Below are 24113 nucleotides of genomic sequence, written 5' to 3'. Positions count from 1 at the left end.
AGTGTCCATAGAGGGTGCCACCTAGGAGCCTGACCCCGGGAAAAAATGGTTAATCTACACTTTCTACTTCAACTTGAATAACTCCTGTTAATGATTTTAAATTATAATATATGTCGGTCGTATATGTGCCTTTATACGTTATAACTATGCAGCTTATTATAATATCATCGGATTCTTCTTTTACTTTTACTTGTTTAACACCAAGTTTTTTTCTTTTAACCTCTTTTAATAGGTCTGTTAAGTGGGTAGACTTTTCAATCAAAATTTTAGCCTTTATTTCCTTTTCTCTTAGTTTCTTTGGACCGATTTTTTCAAATAAGATAGGAATTACTTTAACACCGATAATTAAAAATACAACTCCTGAAAGTGCTTCAATATAAAAACCGGCACCAATTGTTATACCAATACCGGCGGCTGCGAGGACTAAGGATGCAGTGGTAAGGCCGGATATTACTTCGTTGCCTCTGCGCATAATGACACCAGCGCCTAAGAAGCCGATTCCACTAATAATATATGAGGGTATCCGACCTGGGTCCATTGGACGTGAATACTCCTTTGCATACATAAATGCAGATTCATACGATACAATGGTCAACAAGCAAGCCATAACAGAAATAATTAAACACGTTTTTAGTCCTAATGGTTTCCCCTTTAGTTCTCGCTCTAAACCAATTCCTATGCCTGAAATTGCAGCGAATGTTAGTTTTATTAAAACTTCATTATTAATAAATAGTAACAACAATTCCTTCATACTGCACCCTCTAATCTTTTTTCAGAATGATAAGAATGAATAAATGAAAATAGGAATACATCCTATTTGTTATGAATATCAATAAATTTGTTAAATAAAATTATCCTTTTTTGGTATAGAAAATTCAAGTTATTAAAAGGTATATGATTAAATAAATATATATATTTGTATAAAATGAAAACAACGAAATAATAACTGTTTGTAAATTTTATATTTGGTAATGATATAAAATATGTTAAAGCTAATTAGTTGAAAAAAAAGCTGCCACAACGATATAATATAATCAAGGTCAAAGAAAGTCAAAGTCAGGTGAAAGGGGAGGGATACATGCGTAATATTTCAGACATTATTGAGCAATACCTTAAGAAAGTACTTCATGTAAGTGACGAGAATGTGGTAGAAATCAAAAGAAATGAAATTGCAGATAAGTTCCAATGTGTCCCTTCACAAATTAATTATGTAATAAATACAAGGTTCACGATTGAGAAGGGATACATTGTTGAAAGCAAAAGAGGTGGGGGCGGATATATACGTATAAGTAAAGTCCAAACTGATAATCATGCGCAGTTAATTGATCAATTACTTGACCTTATTCCTAACCAAATTGCTCAATCTACTGCAGATAGTATTGTTTCCAGATTACTTGAAGAGGATGTAATTAATCATCGTGAAGGGAAGTTAATCCAGAGTGCGATGGACAGAACCGTTCTTTTTGTAGGTTTACCAGAACGAGACGAGTTACGTTCAAGAATTCTTAAAGCGATGTTGTTCACTTTAAAATATAAGTAATACAAGGGAGAGGTGTTACGATGGAATGTCAAGAGTGTCACCAAAACCCAGCATCACTACATTTCACAAAGATTATTAATGGCAAAAAAACGGAAACCCATCTTTGTGAGCAATGTGCACGGGAAAAAGGTGAAATGATTTCAGGTGCAGGTGGTTTTTCTATAAATAGCTTACTTTCAGGATTATTAAACTTAGATTATCCTTTTACAGGTAATTCGAATAGTAATAATAATTCCCTTGAGAATATTCAAGCGTTGCAATGCCAAAATTGTGGTATGACCTACCAATATTTTTCAAAGGTTGGTCGATTCGGATGCTCAAATTGTTATGAAACTTTTAGTAATAAAATTGACCCTATTCTAAGAAGAGTTCATAGTGGGAATACAGCACATACTGGAAAAATCCCAAAACGAATAGGTGGAAACCTTCATATTACGAAAGAAATTTCAGAATTAAAAGAGCAATTGCAAAAATGTATAGTAAATGAAGAATTTGAAAATGCTGCAAAAATTAGAGATGAAATTAGATCGTTAGAACAAACTTTAAGTGAGCATAGAGAGGGGGAACAATAATCTATGTCTCTACAACGTTTTATTAATCAAGCGATAAGTCCATGGATGAATGAAGAAGGTCCTGATAGCGATATAGTCTTAAGTAGTAGAATACGTTTGGCTAGAAATCTTAAAGATATTGTTTTCCCTACATTAGCATCAAGTGAGGATTTCCAAAATGTGATTAATACCTTAAACGAAACCGTTTCAAAGCATAATGATCAAGATATAGGGAATTTAGAAATTATTAAAATGGATGAAATGGAGTCTATTGAAAGGCGAGTATTAGTTGAAAAGCATTTAATTAGTCCTAATTTAGAGGCTTCCGAACACGGAGCGGTTATTTTATCTGAAAATGAAGAAATTAGTATAATGATTAATGAAGAGGATCATGTTAGAATTCAATGTTTAGTCCCAGGATTGCAGTTGTCAAAGGCTTTGCAATTAGCAAATAAGCTTGATGATTGGATTGAGGAGAACGTTGATTACGCCTACGATGAAAAAAGAGGGTATTTAACAAGCTGCCCAACCAATGTAGGGACAGGATTACGAGCATCTGTCATGATGCATTTACCGGCATTAGTATTAACAAACCAAATAAATCGAATTATTCCTGCGATTAATCAGCTAGGCCTAGTTGTTCGAGGTATTTATGGTGAGGGCAGCGAAGCGCAAGGGAATATATTTCAAATCTCAAATCAAATCACTCTTGGAAAGTCAGAACAGGATATTGTATTAGATTTGGGGAGTGTTGTTGCTCAAGTTATTACACAGGAAAGAGCAGCAAGAGAAATGCTGTTAAAGTCATCAAATATTCAGCTTGAGGATAAGGTATGGCGTTCTTACGGTGTTCTGGCAAATAGCCGAATCATTCAATCAAAGGAAGCAGCGCAATGTTTATCCGATTTAAGGTTAGGGATAGATTTAGGCTATATAACAAATATTCCAAGATCAATTTTAAATGAATTAATGATACTGACTCAACCAGGCTTTTTACAGCAATTCGCAGGGAAAAGATTAACTCCTGATGAAAGAGATATCAGAAGAGCGATGCTTATTAGAGAACGTTTGAAGCTAGAAAAAAATAATGCGGGAGAGTGATAAATATGATGTTTGGAAGATTTACCGAACGGGCCCAAAAGGTTCTTGCCCTTGCACAAGAAGAAGCAGTCCGGTTAGGTCATAGTAATATTGGCACTGAGCATGTACTGTTAGGATTAATCCGTGAAGGAGAAGGAATTGCTGCAAAAGCATTACTAGCATTAAATCTTGGCCCGGAAAAGATACAAGAAGAGGTTGAAGCGCTCATTGGCAGAGGAAAAGAAGTATCGCAAACCATTCATTATACACCAAGAGCAAAAAAGGTTATAGAATTATCAATGGATGAAGCTAGAAAATTAGGGCATTCCTATGTTGGCACGGAACATATTCTCTTAGGGCTTATCCGTGAAGGTGAAGGGGTAGCCGCACGAGTATTAAATAATTTAGGTGTTAGTCTAAATAAAGCTCGCCAACAGGTATTACAGCTCCTAGGCAGTAATGAAGCTTCATCATCTGGCCATCATCAAGGTGGCGTTGCGGCCAACGCAAATACACCTACACTAGATAGTCTTGCTCGTGATCTAACACAAATTGCACGTGAAGGATCTTTAGATCCTGTCATCGGTAGAGGGAAAGAAATTCAACGGGTTATTGAGGTGTTAAGTCGCCGTACAAAAAACAACCCAGTGTTAATTGGTGAACCTGGGGTAGGAAAAACAGCAATCGCGGAAGGACTTGCACAACAAATCGTGCAAAATGAAGTTCCAGAAATTCTTCGTAACAAGAGAGTAATGACTTTAGATATGGGTACTGTAGTTGCCGGTACAAAGTATCGAGGTGAATTCGAGGATCGTTTAAAAAAGGTCATGGATGAAATTCGTCAAGCAGGAAACATCATTTTATTTATAGATGAATTGCACACGTTGATTGGTGCTGGAGGTGCCGAGGGAGCAATAGATGCATCCAATATTTTGAAACCATCATTGGCACGTGGTGAGCTCCAATGTATTGGAGCAACAACCCTTGATGAATACCGTAAATATATTGAGAAGGACGCAGCTCTTGAACGTCGTTTCCAACCCATTCAAGTTGGCGAGCCAACTAAGGAAGAGGCAATCTTAATTTTAAGAGGATTGCGAGATCGTTATGAGGCGCACCATCGTGTGACAATTACAGATGAAGCGATTGAAGAAGCGGTAAAATTATCAGATCGCTATATATCAGATCGGTTCCTTCCTGATAAGGCTATCGACTTAATTGATGAAGCTGCAGCAAAGGTTCGTCTTCGTTCATATACAGCGCCGCCTAATTTAAAAGAGCTTGAACAAAAGCTCGAAGAAATAAAAAAAGAAAAAGATGCAGCTGTACAGAGTCAAGAATTTGAAAAGGCCGCTTCTTTACGAGATACTGAGCAGCGTCTTCGTGAAGATTTAGAGAAGACAAAAAAAGAATGGAAGGAAAAACAAGGACAGGAGGACTCTGAAGTTACAACGGAGGATATAGCGCTCGTTGTATCAGCTTGGACTGGAATTCCGGTTTCGAAATTAGCACAAGCTGAAACAGACCGTCTCCTTAATATGGAAAGTGTTCTTCATAACAGGGTAATTGGACAGGAAGAGGCAGTAATAGCTGTAGCAAAAGCAATACGTCGTGCGCGTGCAGGTTTGAAGGATCCAAAACGCCCAATCGGATCGTTTATTTTCTTAGGACCAACAGGAGTTGGGAAAACGGAATTAGCTCGTGCGCTTGCGGAAGCTATGTTTGGTGATGAGGATGCCCTGATTAGAATAGATATGTCTGAATATATGGAAAAACACGCAACCTCTCGTTTAGTGGGTTCACCACCGGGTTATGTTGGGTATGATGAAGGAGGACAATTGACAGAAAAGGTTCGTCGCAAACCGTATTCCGTCATCCTCCTAGATGAAATTGAAAAGGCACATCCAGAAGTGTTTAATATTCTTCTTCAAGTATTAGAGGATGGTCGTTTAACAGATTCGAAGGGTCGTACGGTTGATTTCCGAAATACGATTGTGATAATGACATCAAACGTAGGTGCGAGTGAATTAAAACGCAATAAATATGTCGGTTTCAATGTCCAAGAAGGTCAGGAATATAAAGATATGAAATCGAAGGTAATGGATTCATTGAAAAAGGCGTTTCGCCCAGAATTCCTTAATCGGATTGATGAAATAATCGTATTCCATTCACTTGAAAAGCAACATATTGGTGAAATAGTATCTTTAATGGCTAATGAATTAACAAAACGGTTAAGGGAACAAGGAATTGAATTTGAATTGTCAGAGACTGCGAAGCAAAAAATTGCGGATGAAGGCTTTGATCCTGAATATGGTGCTAGACCTTTACGAAGAGCGTTACAAAAACACGCTGAGGACCGTTTATCAGAAGAGTTACTAAAAGGTACCATTGCAAAAGGTCAAAGAGTAATTCTTGATGTTGAGGACAATGAATATACTGTAAAAACAAGGTAAGGAAAAACAAGGAGGGCGGACTCAGCGCCTTCCTTTTCTATTCTTATCGTACGGATTATGGTATGATTAAGGGTAATACTTAACGGAAACTTATAATGAGGGGAATATACTGTAATGAGTAAGAAAAAAACGAAATTTTGTTGTCAGGTCTGTGGCTATGAAACACCTAAGTGGATGGGGAAATGTCCGGGTTGTCATGGATGGAATACGATGGTAGAAGAAATTGAAGTATCAAAACCCTCAAGAAGGCAATCTTTTATCACATCATCCTCAACAAATGTCGGTTCTAATAAACCGCAGATGATTACCTCAATTCAATCAATTAGTGAACCAAGAATTTATACGAAATATCAGGAAATGAACCGTGTTTTAGGTGGTGGAATTGTTCCTGGCTCTTTAGTATTAATCGGTGGTGATCCAGGGATTGGGAAATCAACCCTGCTTCTACAGATTTCATCCCAGCTGGCAACCCTTGACCATAAGGTTTTGTATATTTCTGGTGAAGAATCTGCGCAACAAACGAAACTTCGAGCAGACAGATTACGTATAATAACTGACAATCTGTTTGTATTGCCAGAAACAGATTTAGCCTATATTGAAAAGGCGATTGATGAAACAGCGCCTTCTTTTGTTGTAATTGACTCTATTCAAACTGTTTATCATCCTGAAATCCAATCAGCACCCGGTAGTGTGTCTCAAGTTAGGGAATGCACGTCCCATTTTATGAGAATTGCAAAAACAAAAGGGATAGCCATTTTTTTAGTTGGCCATGTAACGAAGGAAGGCTCAATTGCGGGGCCGAGGATTTTAGAGCATATGGTTGATACCGTGTTGTACTTTGAAGGAGAAAGACATCATACGTATCGAATCTTGCGAGCAGTAAAAAACAGATTTGGTTCGACGAATGAGATGGGAATTTTTGAAATGAAAGAGGATGGATTACAAGAAGTATTAAATCCGTCGGAAATATTTTTAGAGGAGCGATCTGAAGGAGCTGCCGGTTCAATAGTTGTAGCCTCGATGGAAGGAACGAGACCGGTATTAGTTGAAATACAAGCGCTAATATCACCTACAAATTTTGGGAATCCAAGGCGAATGGCTACGGGAATCGACCATAATCGCGTTTCTTTAATTATGGCTGTTTTAGAAAAAAGGGTTGGTATGCTATTAGGGAGTTATGATGCTTATTTAAAGGTTGCCGGGGGTATTAAGCTAGATGAACCAGCAATCGATTTAGGTGTTGCAATTAGTATTGCTTCTAGCTTTCGAGATCAACCATCGAGCCCAACAGATGTTGTATTTGGTGAAGTTGGATTAACAGGGGAGATCAGAAGAGTCTCAAGGGTAGAACAACGCGTTCAGGAAGCCGCCAAGTTAGGATTTAAAAGAGTCATTATTCCAGAGAAAAATCTTGGTGGTTGGACTATTCCAAATGATATTGAAGTAATAAGTGTTTCAACAGTACGGGAGGCTTTAGATTATACATTAAAACTGTAAAATTTGATAATTTTATCACAGAATTGGGTCAAAATTGATATTTACTACCATTTCACGATAAAATAGAAGTTGTAATCCGTATTTTAGCAAATAACGATGTTTTTAAAATACAAATTTAGTTAATAATGATACAAGGAGGTGAAGGAATGGTTAAACGAATAGTTCAATTATTTTTTGTGATCGTAGGAGGAACGCTAGGATATTTATATTTTCCATTATTACTTGAAATCATGAATATCGGTGACATAGGTTGGTTTGCATCTTCTTACGCTTGCGCAATTTATGGAGCACTTATATTATTTTTTACAACATTTTGGTTAGTTGATTATATTGTTGGTTTAATACGGAAAATCGAAGAAGCGCTGGTAAAAGCGCCGATTACTGAGATATTATTTGGTAGTTTAGGATTGATCGTCGGTTTAATTGTTGCTTTTTTAGTGATGATTCCTTTAAAAAGTATTAATTTTCAAGTCTTAAGTACAATCATTCCAATTTTCGTAACGTTGTTCCTTGGGTATCTTGGTTTTCAGGTTGGGTTTAAAAAACGCGAAGAACTAATCAATCTATTTTCGATACCTGCACGTTTAGGTTCAAAGGATAAAAAGAAGCAGACTAGTGAGATTGAACCAATAGCAGAGGAATATATACCAAAGAAGCTTAAAATACTAGATACGAGCGTAATCATTGACGGTAGAATCGCGGATATTTGTCAAACAGGCTTTTTAGAAGGCACGATTGTCATACCTCAGTTTGTATTAGAGGAGTTACAGCATATCGCCGATTCTTCTGATGTTTTAAAACGAAACAGAGGTCGAAGAGGTTTAGATATTCTAAATAAAATTAGAAAAGAACTGGCAATCAATGTTGAAATTTACGAAGGTGATTTTGAGGAGATCCAAGAGGTTGATAGTAAGCTCGTTAAACTAGCGAAACTAACCTCAGGAGTCGTTGTTACAAATGATTTTAATTTAAATAAAGTTTGTGAGCTTCAAAATGTTTCTGTATTAAATATTAACGATTTAGCAAATGCCGTGAAACCAGTTGTATTGCCTGGTGAAGAGTTAAGTGTTCAAGTAATAAAGGACGGAAAAGAGCATAATCAGGGGATCGCATATCTTGATGACGGAACGATGATCGTTGTAGAAGAAGGCCGAGATTATATCGGCAAACGTATTGACGTTCTCGTAACTAGTGTATTACAAACCTCAGCGGGTCGAATGATTTTTGCGAAGCCCAAATTATTAGAAAAAGCATTGTAAATACGTGTTCATTTTTTACATGAACATATCTTATATAAGGTGAAAAGCATGAAGGACTATTATGTCGTAATCCCTGCAGCAGGACAAGGTAAGCGGATGAATGCTGGTCAAAACAAACAGTTTATAAAATTACAAGGTATGCCAGTGATTGTGCATACGCTTAAAGTATTTGATACTGATAGCTACTGTAAGGGCATTGTACTAGTTGTCAACCAAAATGAAATTGAACAATTTAACGAACTTATTCAAACTTATAATATTAAGAAGGTCCTAGATGTTGTAATAGGTGGTAGTGAGCGCCAGCATAGTGTGTACAATGGCTTAAAGGCACTAAATATAGAAGATGGAATTGTTCTTGTTCATGATGGTGCTCGTCCATTTATAAACCATACAATTATTCGGGAATTAGTGAAAAAGGCTACAATTTATAACAGTGCTATTGTTGCTGTTCCGGTTAAAGATACGATCAAACTAGTGAATGAAAATGTTGTTGAAAAAACAATGGAGCGCTCAAGCTTGTGGTCGGTACAAACCCCACAAGCTTTTCGTCTTTCTTTAATTTTGAAGGCACATGAGGAAGCGAATAATAACCATATACTCGGAACTGATGATGCCAGCCTAGTTGAGTTATTAGGTGAAAAGGTTCAAATTGTTGTTGGTGATTATGAAAATATAAAACTTACAACACCTGAGGATTTACTTTATGGTGAAGTGATTTTAGCAAAAAATAAAAAGGGGCATGAGAATGTTTAGAATAGGACAAGGTTTTGATGTTCATCAACTAGTTGAGGGAAGGCCACTCATTATTGGTGGGATTACGATACCCTATGATAAAGGATTATTAGGTCACTCTGATGCAGATGTACTTCTTCATACAATTAGTGACGCAGCTCTAGGAGCATTAGCATTGGGGGATATCGGCAAACACTTTCCTGACACCGATCCAAAGTATAAAGATGCTGATTCTGCAAAGCTAATGGAGCATGTATGGCAGTTAATTAAAAAAGAAGGTTATAAACTCGGTAATTTAGATTGTACAATTATTGCCCAAAAACCAAAGATGGCTCCATATATAGAAAAAATGAGAGAAAGAATTGCAAATCTTTTAGAAGCAGATATATCACTAATAAATGTAAAGGCAACCACAACGGAAAAGCTAGGATTTACAGGTCGTGAGGAAGGAATCGCTGCACAAGCTGTAATCCTTCTTGTAAAAGCTTGACCATTATCGTAGTTTTAGTGGTAATATTAAGAGGAAATTTTGAATACACTAACGGAAGGTGTTCGATTTATGTCAAAGGAAATTAGAGTTCGTTATGCACCAAGTCCCACTGGACATTTACATATCGGAAATGCTCGAACAGCATTATTTAATTATTTATTTGCGAGAAACCAAAACGGAAAGTTTATCATTCGAATTGAAGATACAGATGTGAAAAGAAACGTTGAGGGCGGAGAACAAAGTCAGCTAAAGTATTTAAACTGGCTCGGAATTGATTGGGATGAAAGTATTGATAAGGTTGGCGAGTACGGACCCTATCGGCAAACGGAGCGTTTAGATATTTATAATAAACATACCGAGGAGTTGTTAGAGAGAGGCCTTGCCTATAAATGCTACTGTACTGAGGAAGAGCTTGAGCAGGAACGGGAAGAGCAAATGAATAGAGGTGAAACTCCAGTTTATTCTAGGAGGTGCTGCGGGCTATCACTTGAAGACCAGAAAGCACTTGATGAGGAAGGACGTCTAGCAAGCATTCGTTTTAAAGTTCCAGCAGATAAAGTATATACATTTAATGATATCGTCAAAGATGAAGTATCATTCGAATCAAATGGAATTGGCGACTTTGTTATTGTAAAAAAAGACGGCATCCCAACTTATAACTATGCTGTTGCTATTGATGATCATTTAATGGAAATAAGTCATGTTTTGCGGGGGGATGATCATATTTCCAACACGCCTAAACAATTAATGATTTATGAAGCTTTTGGTTGGGAACCACCTGTTTTTGGGCATATGACATTGATTTGTAATGAGAATCGTAAAAAATTAAGTAAACGTGATGAAACAATCATTCAATTTATTGAGCAATATGAGCAATTAGGTTATTTGCCAGAAGCACTGTTTAATTTTATTGCACTATTAGGATGGTCACCTGGCGGAGAACAAGAAATCTTTGAAAAAGAAGATTTTATAAAATTATTTGATCCTAGCCGCTTATCAAAAGCGCCGGCCGTTTTTGATCAAAACAAGCTTGCATGGATGAACAATCAATATATGAAAGCAATTGATCTGGATAGACTCGTGAATATTTCGTTGCCCCATCTTATAAAAGCGGGGCGCCTTCCAAGCGATTTAACGGGTGAAGAGCGAGAATGGGCAAAACAACTAATTGCGCTTCATCAGGAAAAAATGAGCTATGGAGCAGAAATCGTTGAGCTTACAGAGATGTTCTTCAAAGAAAGTATCGAATTTGATGAAGAGGCAAAAGAAGTGTTACGTGGTGAACAAGTATCTGAGGTTTTAAAGAGTTTTAAAGAAGAACTAGAGCAGTTACAAACGTTTTCAGCTGAAGAAATTAAAGCTGCAATGAAGTCTGTGCAAAAGAATACTGGTCAAAAGGGGAAAAACCTTTTTATGCCAATCCGTGTCGCTACAACAGGTCAAGTGCACGGACCAGACCTACCCCAAGCAATTAGTTTGTTAGGGAAGGATCGAATCCTGTCACGGCTTGACTCACTTTTGTAAGATTTTTATTTTGTTAACTATAGCTAATCGATTCACATCATAATAAAATGATAATATAGTAATTATAAATTATTAAAAGCGTCGATGAGGAGAAGTAAAGACTAGTTTTACTTGAAAGAGAGAATCACCATGGGCTGAAAGTGATTTAAGTAGGCGGTTTTGAACATGCACCTCTGAGTCTTTTAGTGAACGAGATTATCTAGTAATTAAAAGCGGGACTCTACCGTTATCGGAGTTAAGTTGGGGTTGAGGGTTGAAGAAGTTATTTTCTCGTTCTATTACCCAAACAGAGTGGAACCGCGCCTAAAGCGTCTCTGTGCATAAAGCATAGAGACGTTTTTTATTTATTAACGGAAAGGGTAGAAGCTGTATGTTTAAAAGAATGCGTGAGGATATTGAGGTTGTTTTTGAACAAGACCCGGCAGCGCGAAGCTATTTAGAGGTGATATTAACATATTCAGGATTGCATGCAATATGGTCGCATCGTCTTGCACATGCCTTGTATAAAAGGAAATTCTTTTTTTTAGCAAGAGTGATTTCACAGCTAAGCCGATTTTTCACAGGTATTGAAATTCATCCTGGTGCAAAAATTGGCAGGCGTTTTTTTATCGACCATGGGATGGGGATTGTTATTGGTGAAACGTGCGAAATTGGAAATGATGTGACGATTTATCAAGGAGTAACACTTGGCGGTACGGGTAAGGAAAAAGGTAAAAGGCATCCAACCCTTAAAGATAATGTTCTTGTCGCAACCGGTGCCAAGGTTTTGGGGTCAATTACTATTGAGGAAAATTCCAAAATCGGTGCGGGTTCAGTTGTACTTCATGATGTTCCTCCAAATTCTACTGTTGTCGGTATTCCGGGAAGAGTAAAGGTAAAGGATGGAATTAGAGTGCATGATTTAAACCACAATGATTTACCAGACCCGATTGCTGATAAATTTATTGAGATGGAAAAGCAAATAAACGAACTGAAAGAAGACATTGAGAAAATGAAAATAAGGAGTGAATAAGGGTGACAATAAAGTTTTATAATACACTGACTAGAACAAAGGAAGAATTTATTCCGATCGAAGAAGGCAAAGTTAAAATGTATGTTTGTGGTCCTACAGTGTATAACTACATTCATATCGGAAACGCAAGACCAGCAATTGTGTTTGACACTGTTCGCCGTTATTTACAATACCGTGGCTACGATGTGAGGTTTGTTTCGAACTTTACAGATGTTGATGACAAGCTAATAAAAGCTGCTAATGAATTGGGGGAAGATGTTCCAACAATTGCTAATCGATTTATTAAAGCGTTTTTTGAAGATGTTGGTGCCCTAGGTGTTATGAAAGCTGACGAACATCCACGGGTCATGGAGAATATGGACATCATTATTGAGTTTATTGGCTCGCTAATTGAGAATGGGTATGCTTATGAATCAGCTGGGGATGTTTATTTTAGAACGAAAAAGTTTGAGGATTATGGGAAACTTTCTCATCAACCGATTGATGAGCTACGGCTTGGAGCAAGAATTGAAATTGGAGATAAGAAGGAGGATCCGCTTGATTTCGCCCTTTGGAAAGCTGCGAAAGAAGGGGAAATCCATTGGGATAGTCCATGGGGCAAAGGAAGGCCAGGCTGGCACATTGAGTGCTCGGCAATGGCGAAAAAATATCTAGGTGAAACCATTGATATACATGCTGGCGGTCAAGATTTAACATTCCCGCATCACGAAAATGAGATTGCGCAGACGGAGGCATTAACGAACAAACCATTTGCGAATTATTGGCTTCATAATGGTTATATTCAGATTGATAATGAGAAAATGTCCAAATCATTAGGAAACTTTGTGCTTGTCCACGACATTTTAAAAGAGGTCGACCCGCAAGTACTAAGGTTCTTTATGCTTTCTGTTCATTATCGCAATCCGATTAACTTCAGTCAGGAGCTTTTAGAAAGTGCAAAAAGCGGTTTAGAACGCATACGGACTGCTTATGAAAATCTTGATCATCGTCTCAAAGCAAGTTCAAACTTAACAGACAATAATGAGGAGTGGCTAAGTAAAATCGAGCAATTATCCTCTGACTTTATTCAGGCAATGGATGATGACATGAATACAGCTAATGCAATTTCGATATTATTTGAGCTAGCCAAACAAGCGAATATTTATTTACGTGAAGAAAATACGTCAACAGTTGTCATTCAGGCATTTTTAAATCAATTCAACGGTATAACGGATGTTTTAGGAATTAAGCTTAAAAAAGCGGCAGAACTATTAGATAGTGAAATTGAACAATTGATAGAAAAGAGGAATAACGCAAGAAAAAATCGTGATTTTGCGGTATCTGATCAAATAAGGGATCAGCTAAAAGAAATGAATATTATCCTAGAGGATACACCTCAAGGAACGCGTTGGAAAAGGGTGTAGATTAGTGGATAATTTAAATCATAGTATTGATGTCAAGCAGTTGAATTCACTTGCATTAGCCTATATGGGTGATGCGGTTTTTGAAAGCTATATTCGTTTTAACTTATTAGCAAACGGAAATGTAAGACCGAATCAACTCCATCGCGAATCAACAAAGTATGTGTCAGCGAAAGCGCAATCTGTAATGATACACCGAATGCTTGAAAAAATGGTTCTGACAGAAGAGGAATTGGCAGTTGTTAGAAGAGGGAGAAATGCTAAGTCAGGCACGATTCCCAAAAATACAGACGTGCAGACGTATCGTTATAGCACGGCATTTGAAGCTTTGATAGGTTACCACTATTTGTCGGGTAATAACGAGCGCTTGCAGGAGATAATGGAATTTGGATACGAGACGATAAAAGGAGGGTATGAACGTAATGAGTGAGTGGATAATCGGGAAAAATCCCGTACTTGAAGCATTAAGAGCTGGACGTGACATCAATAAAATTTGGATTGCGGAAGGTTCAAATAAGGGGCAAATGCAGCAAGTAATCCAGCTTGCAAAGGATGCTGGTGTGATAGTACAAAATGTCCCCAAACAAAAAATAGACCAGATGGTTTCAGGTAATCATCAAGGTGTAGCCGCATCCGTAGCTGCTTATAAATATGCTGAAATTGATGACTTATTTCAAGCATCAGCTTCAAAAAATGAGGATCCGTTCTTTCTGCTTTTAGATGAAATCGAGGATCCTCATAATTTAGGGTCAATTCTTCGAACTGCAGATGCATCCGGTGTTCATGGCGTAATTATTCCTAAAAGGCGGGCAGTTGGCCTTACGGCTGCAGTTGCCAAATCATCGACAGGAGCAATTGAACATGTTCCGGTAGTGCGAGTAACCAACTTAGCCAGAACGATAGAGGAATTAAAAGATAGAGGTTTATGGATTATTGGAACAGATGCAAAGGGTAAACAGGATTTTAGACAAATGGATGGAACAATGCCGCTTGCTATCGTAATTGGAAGTGAAGGAAAAGGTATGGGGAGACTTATTCGAGAAAAGTGCGATTTTTTAGTGAAATTGCCAATGATAGGGAACGTTACATCATTAAATGCCTCTGTAGCAGCAGGTTTATTAATGTATGAGGTTTATCGAAAACGGAATCCTGTTGGAGAGTAGTCGGGTATGGATGTTTTGTTAGTCGATGGCTATAACATTATTGGCGCTTGGCCTGAACTTCGGGAATTAAAGAAACAAGATTTTGCTAGTGCTCGAGATAGGCTAATTGAAAAAATGGCGGAGTATAAAGCGTTTACTGGATACAGGGTGATTATTGTTTTTGATGCACATCTTGTGCCGGGAATTGAAAAAAAAATTACGAACCTTAATGTTGAGGTGATTTTTACTAAAGAAAATGAGACTGCCGATGAACGGATAGAAAAGATGGCTAGTCAATTAAATAATTTAAAAACGCAAGTTCATGTAGCCACTTCAGATTTTACAGAGCAATGGGTCATTTTTGGTCAAGGTGCACTGCGGAAATCTGCACGTGAGCTACTAGACGAAATGAATTCTATTGAAAAAAAAATAAATCGCTCGGTTAAAAAAACAAACGAAGCAAAAGCGCCGAATCGGATTGAAATAAAGAGAGAAATTTTTGAAATTTTCGAAAAATGGCGTCGTGGGCAGTCTTGAGTAGTTGACGCCCTTAATTTTTCTACTGTATAATATTTCTATATTTAGCGCGATGTGGACGGAGGGATCAAAGAGTGAGCTTACACCTCGAGGAAAATACCACCAATGAACTAGAACGTCTAGAGGATGAAGAAATAGTAGAACTAGTCCACGCAGGGTCAAGTGAAGCATTAGAGTACTTAATCAATAAGTACAAAAATTTTGTCCGTGCAAAAGCAAGGTCTTATTTTTTGATCGGCGCTGATCGTGAGGATATCGTTCAAGAAGGAATGATTGGCCTTTATAAAGCGATACGTGATTATAAAGAGGACAAGCTATCATCCTTTAAGGCGTTTGCTGAGTTATGTATAACAAGGCAGATTATAACAGCAATAAAAACAGCAACAAGACAAAAGCACATCCCGTTGAATTCCTATGTTTCATTGGACAAGCCTATTTATGATGAGGAATCTGATCGGACCTTACTGGATGTGATTACGGGAACAAAGGCACTTGATCCGGAAGAGTTAATAATTAATCAAGAAGAATTCGATGATATTGAAGTGAAAATGGCAGAAATATTAAGTGATCTAGAGCAAAAGGTTTTGAGCTTATATTTAGACGGACGTTCTTATCAAGAGATCTCGGAGGATTTAAATCGTCATGTTAAATCTATTGATAATGCCCTTCAACGCGTTAAGCGAAAGCTGGAACGATATTTAGAACTAAGGGAAATTACCTTATCATAATGATAATTTCCTTAATGTGATGAATTTATTAATATTTGCAAGTGTCATTGACATATAAATTGCTACTATGATAAAGTTTTACAATGACTGACTTATGGAGTTGGAGGTAGCTACATGAAATCTATGATTAGGTTCCTGCAAGATGTTGCTCGCGAAATGAAGAAAGTGAGCTGGCCGAAAAAAAAGGAACTAACACGTTATACAATTACAGTAATTGTTACTGTTACGTTTTTTGCAGTATTTTTCAGTGTGATTGATTTAGGAATTTCTAAACTAATTCGGTTAATTATTGGATGACGTTTTGTAATTATGGTATAATACTGTATAATCAAGGAAATACAGGAAATATAACCCGCTTGCGGGTTTTTCGTGTTTGTTTGAAAAATTTTCGTAATAACAAGCAACTAGTCTTTCAATCGTGAAAGATCAAAGGAATATCTGTGTTTCGCCACCTAATTAATCGAACAGGGAGGGAATGGACTACTTAGTCCTAGCTAATGGAGAAAAATTGGTATGTTGTTCATACATATTCAGGGTATGAAAACAAAGTAAAAGCAAATTTAGAAAAACGTGTTGAGTCTATGGGTATGCAGGATAAAATCTTTCGAATTGTTGTTCCTGAAGAGGAAGAAAACGAGATTAAAAATGGTAAAAAGAAAGTTGTGAAGAAGAAAGTATTTCCTGGATACGTACTTGTAGAAATTATTATGACTGATGATTCATGGTATGTTGTTCGAAATACACCTGGTGTAACAGGATTTGTAGGCTCCACAGGTTCAGGATCTAAACCAATTCCACTACAACCGGATGAGGTTGAGGTTATCTTAAAGAGAATGGGAATGGATCGAGTACCAACTGAGGTCGATTTTGAACTTAAAGAGACAGTCCGTGTTATCGAAGGGCCTTTCACTAACTTTACAGGTACAGTAGAGGAAATTGAAATGGACAAGCACAAAGTAAAGGTTCATGTAAATATGTTTGGAAGAGAAACTCCGGTGGAGCTTGATTTCTCTCAAATCGCACGCTTATAGATCATTATAGAAGTTATACAGTAGGCTAAAGGGAATAATTTTTCCCTTGCATTTAACAATGATTAATGATAAAATTCTCGTGTTTCCTATGAGTCTCGAAACGAGGCTATTGATATATATAGGAGTATGAGTGGGAGGGCCTACAAGCCTTATAACCACATCACGGACTTTAAGGAGGTGTGTCTCGTGGCTAAAAAAGTAATTAAAATTGTAAAATTACAAATTCCTGCTGGTAAAGCAAATCCAGCGCCACCAGTTGGTCCTGCACTAGGTCAAGCGGGTGTAAACATCATGGGATTCTGTAAGGAGTTCAATGCTCGTACAGCAGAACAAGCAGGATTAATTATCCCTGTTGAAATTACAGTATTCGAGGATCGTTCATTTACGTTTATTACGAAAACTCCACCTGCTGCTGTTCTTCTAAAAGTAGCGGCTGGTATTCAGTCTGGTTCTGGTGAGCCAAACAAGAAAAAAGTTGCAACGGTTAAACGTGATAAAGTACGTGAAATCGCCGAACAAAAAATGCCTGACCTTAACGCTGCTAACGTAGAATCTGCGATGCGTATGGTTGAGGGTACAGCACGAAGCATGGGTATTACGATTGAAGATTAATCCCGTGAGTTGCTAATGTGATTGGCGCGGGTTGCGAGTGGTAAGGAATATCTCCTTTTCGCAACCTTTATTCGTGGGAGGTAAAACCGTTAAAACCACAGATGAGGAGGATTTATGTATGGCTAAAAAAGGTAAAAGATATCAAGAATTAGCAAAGCTTGTTGATCGCTCTAAAGCGTATCCAGTTCAAGAAGCTGTTGAATTAGTAAAGAAAACGGCTACTGCAAAGTTTGATGAGAGTGTAGAAATTGCTTTTCGTTTAGGTGTAGATCCTAAGAAAGCTGATCAACAAATTCGCGGTGCTGTTGTATTACCACATGGTACTGGTAAAACTCAACGCGTATTAGTTTTTGCTAAAGGTGAAAAAATTAAAGAGGCGGAAGCTGCAGGTGCAGACTATGTAGGCGATGCTGAATATATTAACAAAATTCAACAAGGCTGGTTCGAATTTGATGTCGTAGTAGCTACACCTGATATGATGGGTGAAGTAGGTAAGCTTGGTCGTGTATTAGGACCAAAAGGTTTAATGCCAAATCCTAAAACAGGTACAGTTACATTTGATGTAGCAAAGGCTATTAACGATATTAAAGCTGGTAAAGTTGAATATCGTGTTGATAAAGCTGGAAATATTCATGTTCCAATTGGAAAAGTATCATTTGATACTGAAAAGTTAGTAGGCAACCTTGAAACAATTGTTGAAACAATTCAAAAAGCTAAGCCTGCTGCCGCAAAAGGAACATATATGAAGAATGTTTCAATTGCTTCTACAATGGGCCCTGGTATTAAGGTTGACGTTTCTCCAGTATTAGCTGGCAAATAAGTTGACAAATAATGCTTAGGTATATATAATAAAAAGCGTTGTAAAAAAATAAACAATTATACCGTAGACAGTAGGTGCATACAGTCGTTGGACAAATTGCTTAATATCCTACCGAGGTGTGTGTTATAAATCTGTTGCGTTTTGCAAGGAACGGATATATAGGACCCCCATGTCTATGCATGGGGGTTTTTGTATCCAAATTATAAACACGGTACGGTATAGAAAAATACAGGAGGTGTTAAGATGAGCGCTGTCATTGAACAAAAGAAACAACTTGTTCAAGAAATCGCTGGCAAGCTTCGCGATAGCAAATCTACAGTGTTTGTTGACTATCGAGGGCTTAGTGTTGCTGAAGTGACTGAATTACGTAAGCAATTACGTGAAGCTGGTGTCGATTTCAAGGTTTACAAAAACACAATGATGCGTCGGGCTGCTGATGAAACGAACTATTCAGCACTTAATGAGCTTTTAGTTGGTCCAACTGCTGTTGCTTTTGGTGTTGAAGATGTAGTTGCTCCTGCGAAAATTCTTAATGAATTCGCGAAAAAGCACGAAGCTTTAGAAATTAAAGCGGGTATAATCGAAGGGAATATTGCATCTGTTGCGGAAGTTAAAGCGTTAGCTGACCTTCCTTCACGCGAAGGCTTACTTTCTATGTTGCTTAGCGTATTACAAGCTCCTATTCGTAATCTTGCTCTTGCAACAAAAGCTGTTGCGGATCAAAAAGAAGAACAAGGTGCTTAAGATCTGTTGTTAGAATAAAACATTGAACTGAAAATTAAGGAGGAAAATTCAAATGACTAAAGAACAAATCATTGAAGCGGTTAAAAATATGACTGTTTTAGAATTAAATGACTTAGTAAAAGCTATCGAGGAAGAGTTTGGCGTAACAGCTGCTGCTCCAGTTGTTATGGGTGGAGCTGTTGCTGGCGGCGGTGCTGCTGAAGAGAAAACTGAATTTGATGTTGTATTAGCTAGCGCTGGCGACCAAAAAATTAAAGTTATCAAGGTAGTTCGTGAAATCACTGGTCTTGGCTTGAAAGAAGCTAAAGAATTAGTTGACAATACTCCAAAGCCTCTTAAAGAAGGCGTATCTAAAGAAGAAGCTGAAGATATTAAAGCTAAACTTGAAGAAGTTGGAGCTGGCGTTGAAGTTAAGTAATTATGTATTGTAGAAAAAGCTCGCTTAATCGAAGCGGGCTTTTTTGCTATATATTCCTCAGTTTGTTTAACCCAATAAAGCTTACATGAAGGGGTTGAATTTTTCGTTATGACAGAACATTACTATTCAAGTAATCCTTCCGTCCAAAGCAAGCCTTTCACCTTTGAGACAATCCTCAAAGGCCATTCTCTTTTGTTTACCTCAGATTTAGGAGTTTTCTCGAAAAAAGAAATAGATTTTGGGTCGAGATTGCTAATTGAAGCTTTTGTAATTCCTGAAGTTAGCGGTGGGTTGTTGGATGTTGGCTGTGGGTATGGGCCTATCGGTCTAACGCTTGGTAAGGAATATCCGGATCGCTACATTACGATGGTTGATATTAATGAAAGAGCTCTGGACTTAGCTGAGAAGAACCGTATTCAAAATAGCGTTCTAAATGTCAAGATTTATAAAAGCGATCTATTTAATGATATAAAAGAAAGATCTTTTGCGGCAATCCTAACGAATCCACCGATTCGTACAGGGAAGAAAAATGTGTATGAGATTTTCGAACGCTCCTATGAGTACTTAACTTCGGGTGGTGAGTTATGGATTGTTATTCAAAAGAAGCAGGGAGCACCCTCGGCTATAGAAAAGCTGCAATCAATTTTTAACGTGGTTGAAGTTGTTGCGAAAAAAAAGGGATATTATATCATAAAATCAAAAAAATGTTGACGGTTAATTTTGGTTATGATAAGATTGTAAAATGCCGATGAATGTACACTTCCAGAAAAGGGAACTTTTTTTGTTATTGTATAAAAGTGTACATATTGGAAAAGATATTAAAATCGTAATTTATGTGAGTGCTTTTGTAGGGAAGCTTTTTTTGTTTGAAAAAAATGTTGGTAATACGCGCAAAACCTTTTAATCAAGGTTTGTGCTTTTCTAAATAAAATGTTTTATTTTGAGGGGTGAATCAGTTGATAGGTCAACTAATTCAGTATGGACGCCACCGCCAGCGTAGGAGCTACGCGCGAATTAGTGAAGTGCTAGAATTACCAAATCTTATTGAAATTCAGCTCTCATCTTACCAATGGTTTCTTGATGAGGGACTACGAGAAATGTTCCAAGACATTTCTCCAATTGAAGATTTCACTGGAAATCTATCGCTTGAATTTATTGATTACAGCTTAGGTGAACCTAAATACTCTGTAGGTGAATCAAAACAACGAGATGTGACATACTCGGCACCGTTGCGAGTAAAGGTGCGCTTAATCAATAAGGAGACAGGTGAAGTTAAAGAACAAGATGTGTTTATGGGAGACTTTCCGCTAATGACTGAAACAGGGACGTTTGTCATCAATGGTGCTGAACGTGTTATTGTTTCACAGCTTGTTCGTTCACCAAGTGTCTATTATAGTGGAAAGATTGATAAAAATGGTAAAAAGGGCTTTACCGCAACAGTTATCCCGAACAGAGGGGCTTGGCTCGAGTATGAAACAGATGCTAAGGATGTAGTTTATGTTCGTATTGATCGTACGCGAAAACTACCAGTAACTGTTCTTTTGCGCGCCCTTGGCTTCGGCTCAGATCAAGAAATTATAGAATTACTAGGTGAAAATGAGTTTTTAAGAAATACGCTAGACAAAGATAATACAGAGACAACAGAAAAGGCTTTAATAGAAATATATGAACGTTTACGCCCAGGTGAACCACCTACAGTAGAAAACGCTAAAAGCCTATTAGTGTCCCGTTTCTTTGATCCAAAACGCTATGATTTGGCAAATGTTGGTCGTTACAAGATTAACAAGAAACTACATATCAAGAATCGTCTCTTTAACCAACGCATAGCAGAAACTTTAGCTGATCCTGAAACTGGTGAAGTTTTAGTAGAAAAGGGAGCGATGTTAGATCGCCGTACACTTGATAGAATTCTACCTTATTTAGAAAACAATATTGGTTTTAAAGTGGTAAGACCAAATGGTGGCGTAATCGATGAAGATATAACTGTTCAATCTATTAATATTTTTGCTCCAAATGATCAAGACGGAGAGAAGATTATTAAAGTTATCGGAAACTCGAACATAGATGTAAGTGTGAAAAACATAACACCTGCAGATATTATTGCGTCTATTAGTTATTTCTTTAATCTGTTGCATCAGGTTGGAGATACGGATGACATTGACCATTTAGGAAATCGCCGATTGCGTTCTGTTGGAGAGCTTCTACAAAATCAATTTAGAATTGGTTTGTCACGGATGGAGCGTGTTGTACGCGAGCGGATGTCAATCCAAGATGCGAATAATATTACTCCTCAAGCTTTAATTAATATTCGCCCTGTAATTGCGGCGATAAAAGAATTTTTCGGAAGTTCGCAGCTTTCACAATTTATGGATCAAACGAATCCTCTTGCTGAGTTAACGCATAAACGTCGTTTGTCTGCACTTGGTCCTGGTGGCTTGACTCGTGAGCGGGCAGGCTTTGAAGTTCGTGATGTTCACTATTCACACTATGGACGCATGTGTCCAATTGAGACACCTGAAGGACCAAATATCGGTTTGATCAATTCGTTATCATCATACGCAAAAGTAAATCGGTTTGGGTTCATTGAAACCCCTTATCGTCGAATCGACCCAGATACCGGTAAGGTTACAATGCAAATTGATTATTTAACAGCTGATGAAGAAGACAATTATGTTGTGGCGCAAGCAAATGCGAGACTTACTGAGGACGGCTCTTTTGCTGACGATGAGGTAGTTGCTCGTTTTCGTGGCGAAAACACGATTGTAAAAAAAGATCGTGTTGATTACATGGATGTGTCTCCGAAACAAGTAGTATCAGCAGCGACTGCGTGTATTCCATTCCTTGAGAATGATGACTCTAACCGTGCGCTAATGGGTGCGAACATGCAGCGGCAAGCGGTACCATTGTTAAATCCTGAAGCTCCGATTGTAGGAACGGGAATGGAGTATGTCGATGGTAAAGACTCTGGGGCAGCTGTTATTTGTAAGCATGATGGTATTGTTGAACATGTTGAAGCAGGATATATTCACGTTCGACGTTATTCAGAGGTAGATGGCCAACAGGTAAAAGGCAATCTTGATAAATATGAATTGTTAAAGTTTAAACGCTCAAACCAAGGTACTTGTTATAATCAACGTCCTATCGTTGTTGTAGGTAATGAGGTAAAGAAGGGTGAAATTCTTGCAGATGGTCCTTCTATGGACAAAGGGGAATTAGCCCTTGGTCGTAATGTATTAGTTGCATTTATGACATGGGAAGGCTATAACTACGAGGATGCAATCATTATGAGTGAGCGCCTTGTTAAAGATGACGTCTATACTTCTATTCATATTGAAGAATATGAGTCTGAAGCACGTGATACAAAGTTAGGACCAGAAGAAATCACTAGAGATATTCCAAACGTTGGTGAAGATGCCCTGCGCAACCTAGATGAAAGAGGAATTATTCGCATCGGTGCTGAGGTTAAAGATGGAGATTTATTAGTTGGTAAGGTAACACCAAAAGGGGTAACAGAATTAACAGCTGAAGAAAGGTTACTACACGCTATTTTTGGTGAAAAAGCTCGGGAAGTTCGTGATACTTCACTAAGGGTACCACATGGCGGCGGCGGAATCATTCTAGACGTTAGAGTCTTCAATCGTGAAGATGGTGATGAATTGCCACCTGGTGTAAACCAACTAGTTCGTGTTTTTATCGTTCAGAAGCGTAAAATTCATGAAGGGGATAAAATGGCAGGACGTCACGGAAATAAAGGGGTAATTTCAAAAATATTACCTGAAGAGGATATGCCGTTTTTGCCAGATGGTACTCCGGTAGATATCATGTTAAATCCACTTGGTGTTCCATCAAGGATGAATATTGGTCAGGTGCTTGAAATGCACCTTGGTATGGCAGCGCGAAAACTCGGGATACACGTAGCTTCACCAGTATTTGATGGTGCTACTGACGAAGATGTATGGGCAACACTAGAGGAAGCAGGTATGGCACGAGATGCCAAAACAATCCTTTACGACGGTCGCACTGGAGAACCTTTTGATAATCGAGTATCAGTAGGAATTATGTATATGATTAAGCTTGCTCATATGGTTGATGATAAACTACATGCCCGTTCAACAGGCCCGTACTCTCTAGTAACGCAACAACCGCTTGGCGGGAAAGCTCAATTTGGTGGTCAGCGTTTCGGCGAGATGGAGGTTTGGGCGTTAGAGGCTTATGGTGCTGCATATACTTTACAAGAAATTTTAACAGTTAAGTCTGACGATGTTGTTGGTCGTGTTAAAACTTACGAAGCGATTGTTAAAGGGGAAAATGTTCCTGAGCCTGGTGTACCTGAATCATTCAAAGTATTAATTAAAGAGCTTCAAAGCTTAGGTATGGATGTTAAAATGCTATCCAGCGATGAAGAAGAGATTGAATTAAGAGACTTTGATGATGATGAAGATGAACAACGTGAAACTTCGTTAATAGAAAGTAATGAAGTTCAACCAGTAGAAGAAAGAGATGTAACAACTGTCGAATAAAGATTTTAAACGTTCAACCTTAC

At 37.9% G+C, this 24113-nt stretch carries 24 protein-coding genes and 2 other annotated features; of the genes, 23 read left to right on the top strand and 1 reads right to left on the bottom strand.

The window, feature by feature from the left end; genetic code table 11:
• Positions 1-49 precede the first annotated feature (49 nt).
• Positions 50-751 (bottom strand): MgtC/SapB family protein, encoded by a 702-nt coding sequence (locus tag D612_RS0107690; RefSeq protein WP_017754895.1) that lies wholly within the window; start codon positions 749-751, stop codon positions 50-52.
• Positions 752-1078: 327 nt separating this feature from the next.
• Here D612_RS0107690 and D612_RS0107685 point away from each other — a divergent pair, with 327 nt between their 5' ends.
• From D612_RS0107685 to rpoB, 23 genes are all read left to right on the top strand, one after another.
• Entirely contained in the window at positions 1079-1540 is a 462-nt protein-coding gene (locus D612_RS0107685) for a CtsR family transcriptional regulator (RefSeq protein ID WP_017754894.1), read from the top strand.
• A 20-nt stretch (positions 1541-1560) separates the two neighbouring features.
• Complete coding sequence (locus tag D612_RS0107680) at positions 1561-2112, top strand: UvrB/UvrC motif-containing protein (RefSeq protein ID WP_017754893.1); 552 nt, start codon at positions 1561-1563, stop codon at positions 2110-2112.
• Positions 2113-2115: 3 nt separating this feature from the next.
• Positions 2116-3192, top strand: a complete 1077-nt coding sequence (locus tag D612_RS0107675) for a protein arginine kinase (RefSeq protein ID WP_017754892.1) — start codon at positions 2116-2118, stop codon at positions 3190-3192.
• A gap of 5 nt (positions 3193-3197) precedes the next feature.
• Positions 3198-5624, top strand: coding sequence for an ATP-dependent protease ATP-binding subunit ClpC (gene clpC / locus D612_RS0107670; protein ID WP_017754891.1), 2427 nt, complete (start codon positions 3198-3200; stop codon positions 5622-5624).
• 114 nt (positions 5625-5738) lie between these two features.
• Positions 5739-7121, top strand: a complete 1383-nt coding sequence (radA, locus tag D612_RS0107665; protein WP_017754890.1) for a DNA repair protein RadA — start codon at positions 5739-5741, stop codon at positions 7119-7121.
• 146 nt (positions 7122-7267) lie between these two features.
• Positions 7268-8380 carry a PIN/TRAM domain-containing protein gene (locus D612_RS0107660; RefSeq protein ID WP_017754889.1) on the top strand — a complete coding sequence of 371 codons (1113 nt, stop codon included), beginning with the start codon at positions 7268-7270 and terminating at the stop codon, positions 8378-8380.
• Between the two features lie 48 nt (positions 8381-8428).
• Complete coding sequence (gene ispD, locus D612_RS0107655) at positions 8429-9133, top strand: 2-C-methyl-D-erythritol 4-phosphate cytidylyltransferase (RefSeq protein WP_017754888.1); 705 nt, start codon at positions 8429-8431, stop codon at positions 9131-9133.
• On the top strand, positions 9126-9602 hold the full coding sequence (gene ispF / locus D612_RS0107650) for a 2-C-methyl-D-erythritol 2,4-cyclodiphosphate synthase (protein WP_017754887.1): 477 nt from the start codon (positions 9126-9128) through the stop codon (positions 9600-9602). Before ispD ends, ispF begins: the two co-directional genes overlap by 8 nt.
• Before the next feature lie 69 nt (positions 9603-9671).
• On the top strand, positions 9672-11126 hold the full coding sequence (gene gltX / locus D612_RS0107645; RefSeq protein ID WP_017754886.1) for a glutamate--tRNA ligase: 1455 nt from the start codon (positions 9672-9674) through the stop codon (positions 11124-11126).
• 72 nt (positions 11127-11198) lie between these two features.
• Positions 11199-11445, top strand: a binding site (T-box leader).
• Between the two features lie 51 nt (positions 11446-11496).
• The gene (gene cysE, locus D612_RS0107640) at positions 11497-12138 is read left to right on the top strand and encodes a serine O-acetyltransferase (protein ID WP_017754885.1); all 642 of its coding nucleotides are present in this window, start codon (positions 11497-11499) and stop codon (positions 12136-12138) included.
• 2 nt (positions 12139-12140) lie between these two features.
• Positions 12141-13541 carry a cysteine--tRNA ligase gene (cysS, locus tag D612_RS0107635; protein ID WP_017754884.1) on the top strand — a complete coding sequence of 467 codons (1401 nt, stop codon included), beginning with the start codon at positions 12141-12143 and terminating at the stop codon, positions 13539-13541.
• 64 nt (positions 13542-13605) lie between these two features.
• Positions 13606-13968, top strand: a complete 363-nt coding sequence (locus tag D612_RS0107630; RefSeq protein ID WP_154649463.1) for a Mini-ribonuclease 3 — start codon at positions 13606-13608, stop codon at positions 13966-13968.
• Positions 13961-14701 (top strand): 23S rRNA (guanosine(2251)-2'-O)-methyltransferase RlmB, encoded by a 741-nt coding sequence (rlmB, locus tag D612_RS0107625; RefSeq protein ID WP_017754882.1) that lies wholly within the window; start codon positions 13961-13963, stop codon positions 14699-14701. The genes D612_RS0107630 and rlmB overlap by 8 nt, the downstream gene beginning before the upstream one ends.
• A 6-nt stretch (positions 14702-14707) precedes the next feature.
• The gene (locus tag D612_RS0107620; protein WP_017754881.1) at positions 14708-15217 is read left to right on the top strand and encodes an NYN domain-containing protein; all 510 of its coding nucleotides are present in this window, start codon (positions 14708-14710) and stop codon (positions 15215-15217) included.
• A 74-nt stretch (positions 15218-15291) separates the two neighbouring features.
• Positions 15292-15945 (top strand): RNA polymerase sporulation sigma factor SigH, encoded by a 654-nt coding sequence (gene sigH, locus D612_RS0107615; RefSeq protein ID WP_017754880.1) that lies wholly within the window; start codon positions 15292-15294, stop codon positions 15943-15945.
• A gap of 114 nt (positions 15946-16059) precedes the next feature.
• A complete protein-coding gene (gene secE / locus D612_RS0107610; RefSeq protein WP_017754879.1) occupies positions 16060-16242 on the top strand; it encodes a preprotein translocase subunit SecE in 183 nt (60 codons plus the stop codon).
• 200 nt (positions 16243-16442) lie between these two features.
• A complete protein-coding gene (gene nusG, locus D612_RS0107605; protein ID WP_017754878.1) occupies positions 16443-16976 on the top strand; it encodes a transcription termination/antitermination protein NusG in 534 nt (177 codons plus the stop codon).
• Positions 16977-17162: 186 nt separating this feature from the next.
• The gene (rplK, locus tag D612_RS0107600; protein WP_154649461.1) at positions 17163-17588 is read left to right on the top strand and encodes a 50S ribosomal protein L11; all 426 of its coding nucleotides are present in this window, start codon (positions 17163-17165) and stop codon (positions 17586-17588) included.
• Between the two features lie 118 nt (positions 17589-17706).
• Complete coding sequence (rplA, locus tag D612_RS0107595) at positions 17707-18408, top strand: 50S ribosomal protein L1 (protein WP_017754876.1); 702 nt, start codon at positions 17707-17709, stop codon at positions 18406-18408.
• 43 nt (positions 18409-18451) lie between these two features.
• Positions 18452-18609, top strand: a sequence feature (ribosomal protein L10 leader region).
• 42 nt (positions 18610-18651) lie between these two features.
• Positions 18652-19152 (top strand): 50S ribosomal protein L10, encoded by a 501-nt coding sequence (gene rplJ, locus D612_RS0107590; RefSeq protein WP_017754875.1) that lies wholly within the window; start codon positions 18652-18654, stop codon positions 19150-19152.
• Between the two features lie 52 nt (positions 19153-19204).
• On the top strand, positions 19205-19570 hold the full coding sequence (gene rplL / locus D612_RS0107585; protein WP_017754874.1) for a 50S ribosomal protein L7/L12: 366 nt from the start codon (positions 19205-19207) through the stop codon (positions 19568-19570).
• Positions 19571-19678: 108 nt separating this feature from the next.
• Positions 19679-20281, top strand: a complete 603-nt coding sequence (locus tag D612_RS0107580) for a class I SAM-dependent methyltransferase (RefSeq protein WP_017754873.1) — start codon at positions 19679-19681, stop codon at positions 20279-20281.
• 245 nt (positions 20282-20526) lie between these two features.
• Complete coding sequence (gene rpoB, locus D612_RS0107570; protein ID WP_017754871.1) at positions 20527-24090, top strand: DNA-directed RNA polymerase subunit beta; 3564 nt, start codon at positions 20527-20529, stop codon at positions 24088-24090.
• The last annotated feature ends 23 nt before the right edge of the window (positions 24091-24113 follow it).

This window comes from Calidifontibacillus oryziterrae (assembly GCF_000331575.1).
Lineage (GTDB): Bacteria > Bacillota > Bacilli > Bacillales > Bacillaceae_J > Calidifontibacillus_A > Calidifontibacillus_A oryziterrae.
The sequence above is the reverse complement of the archived record's forward strand: the minus strand, read 5'-3'. Positions and strand labels throughout refer to the sequence as shown.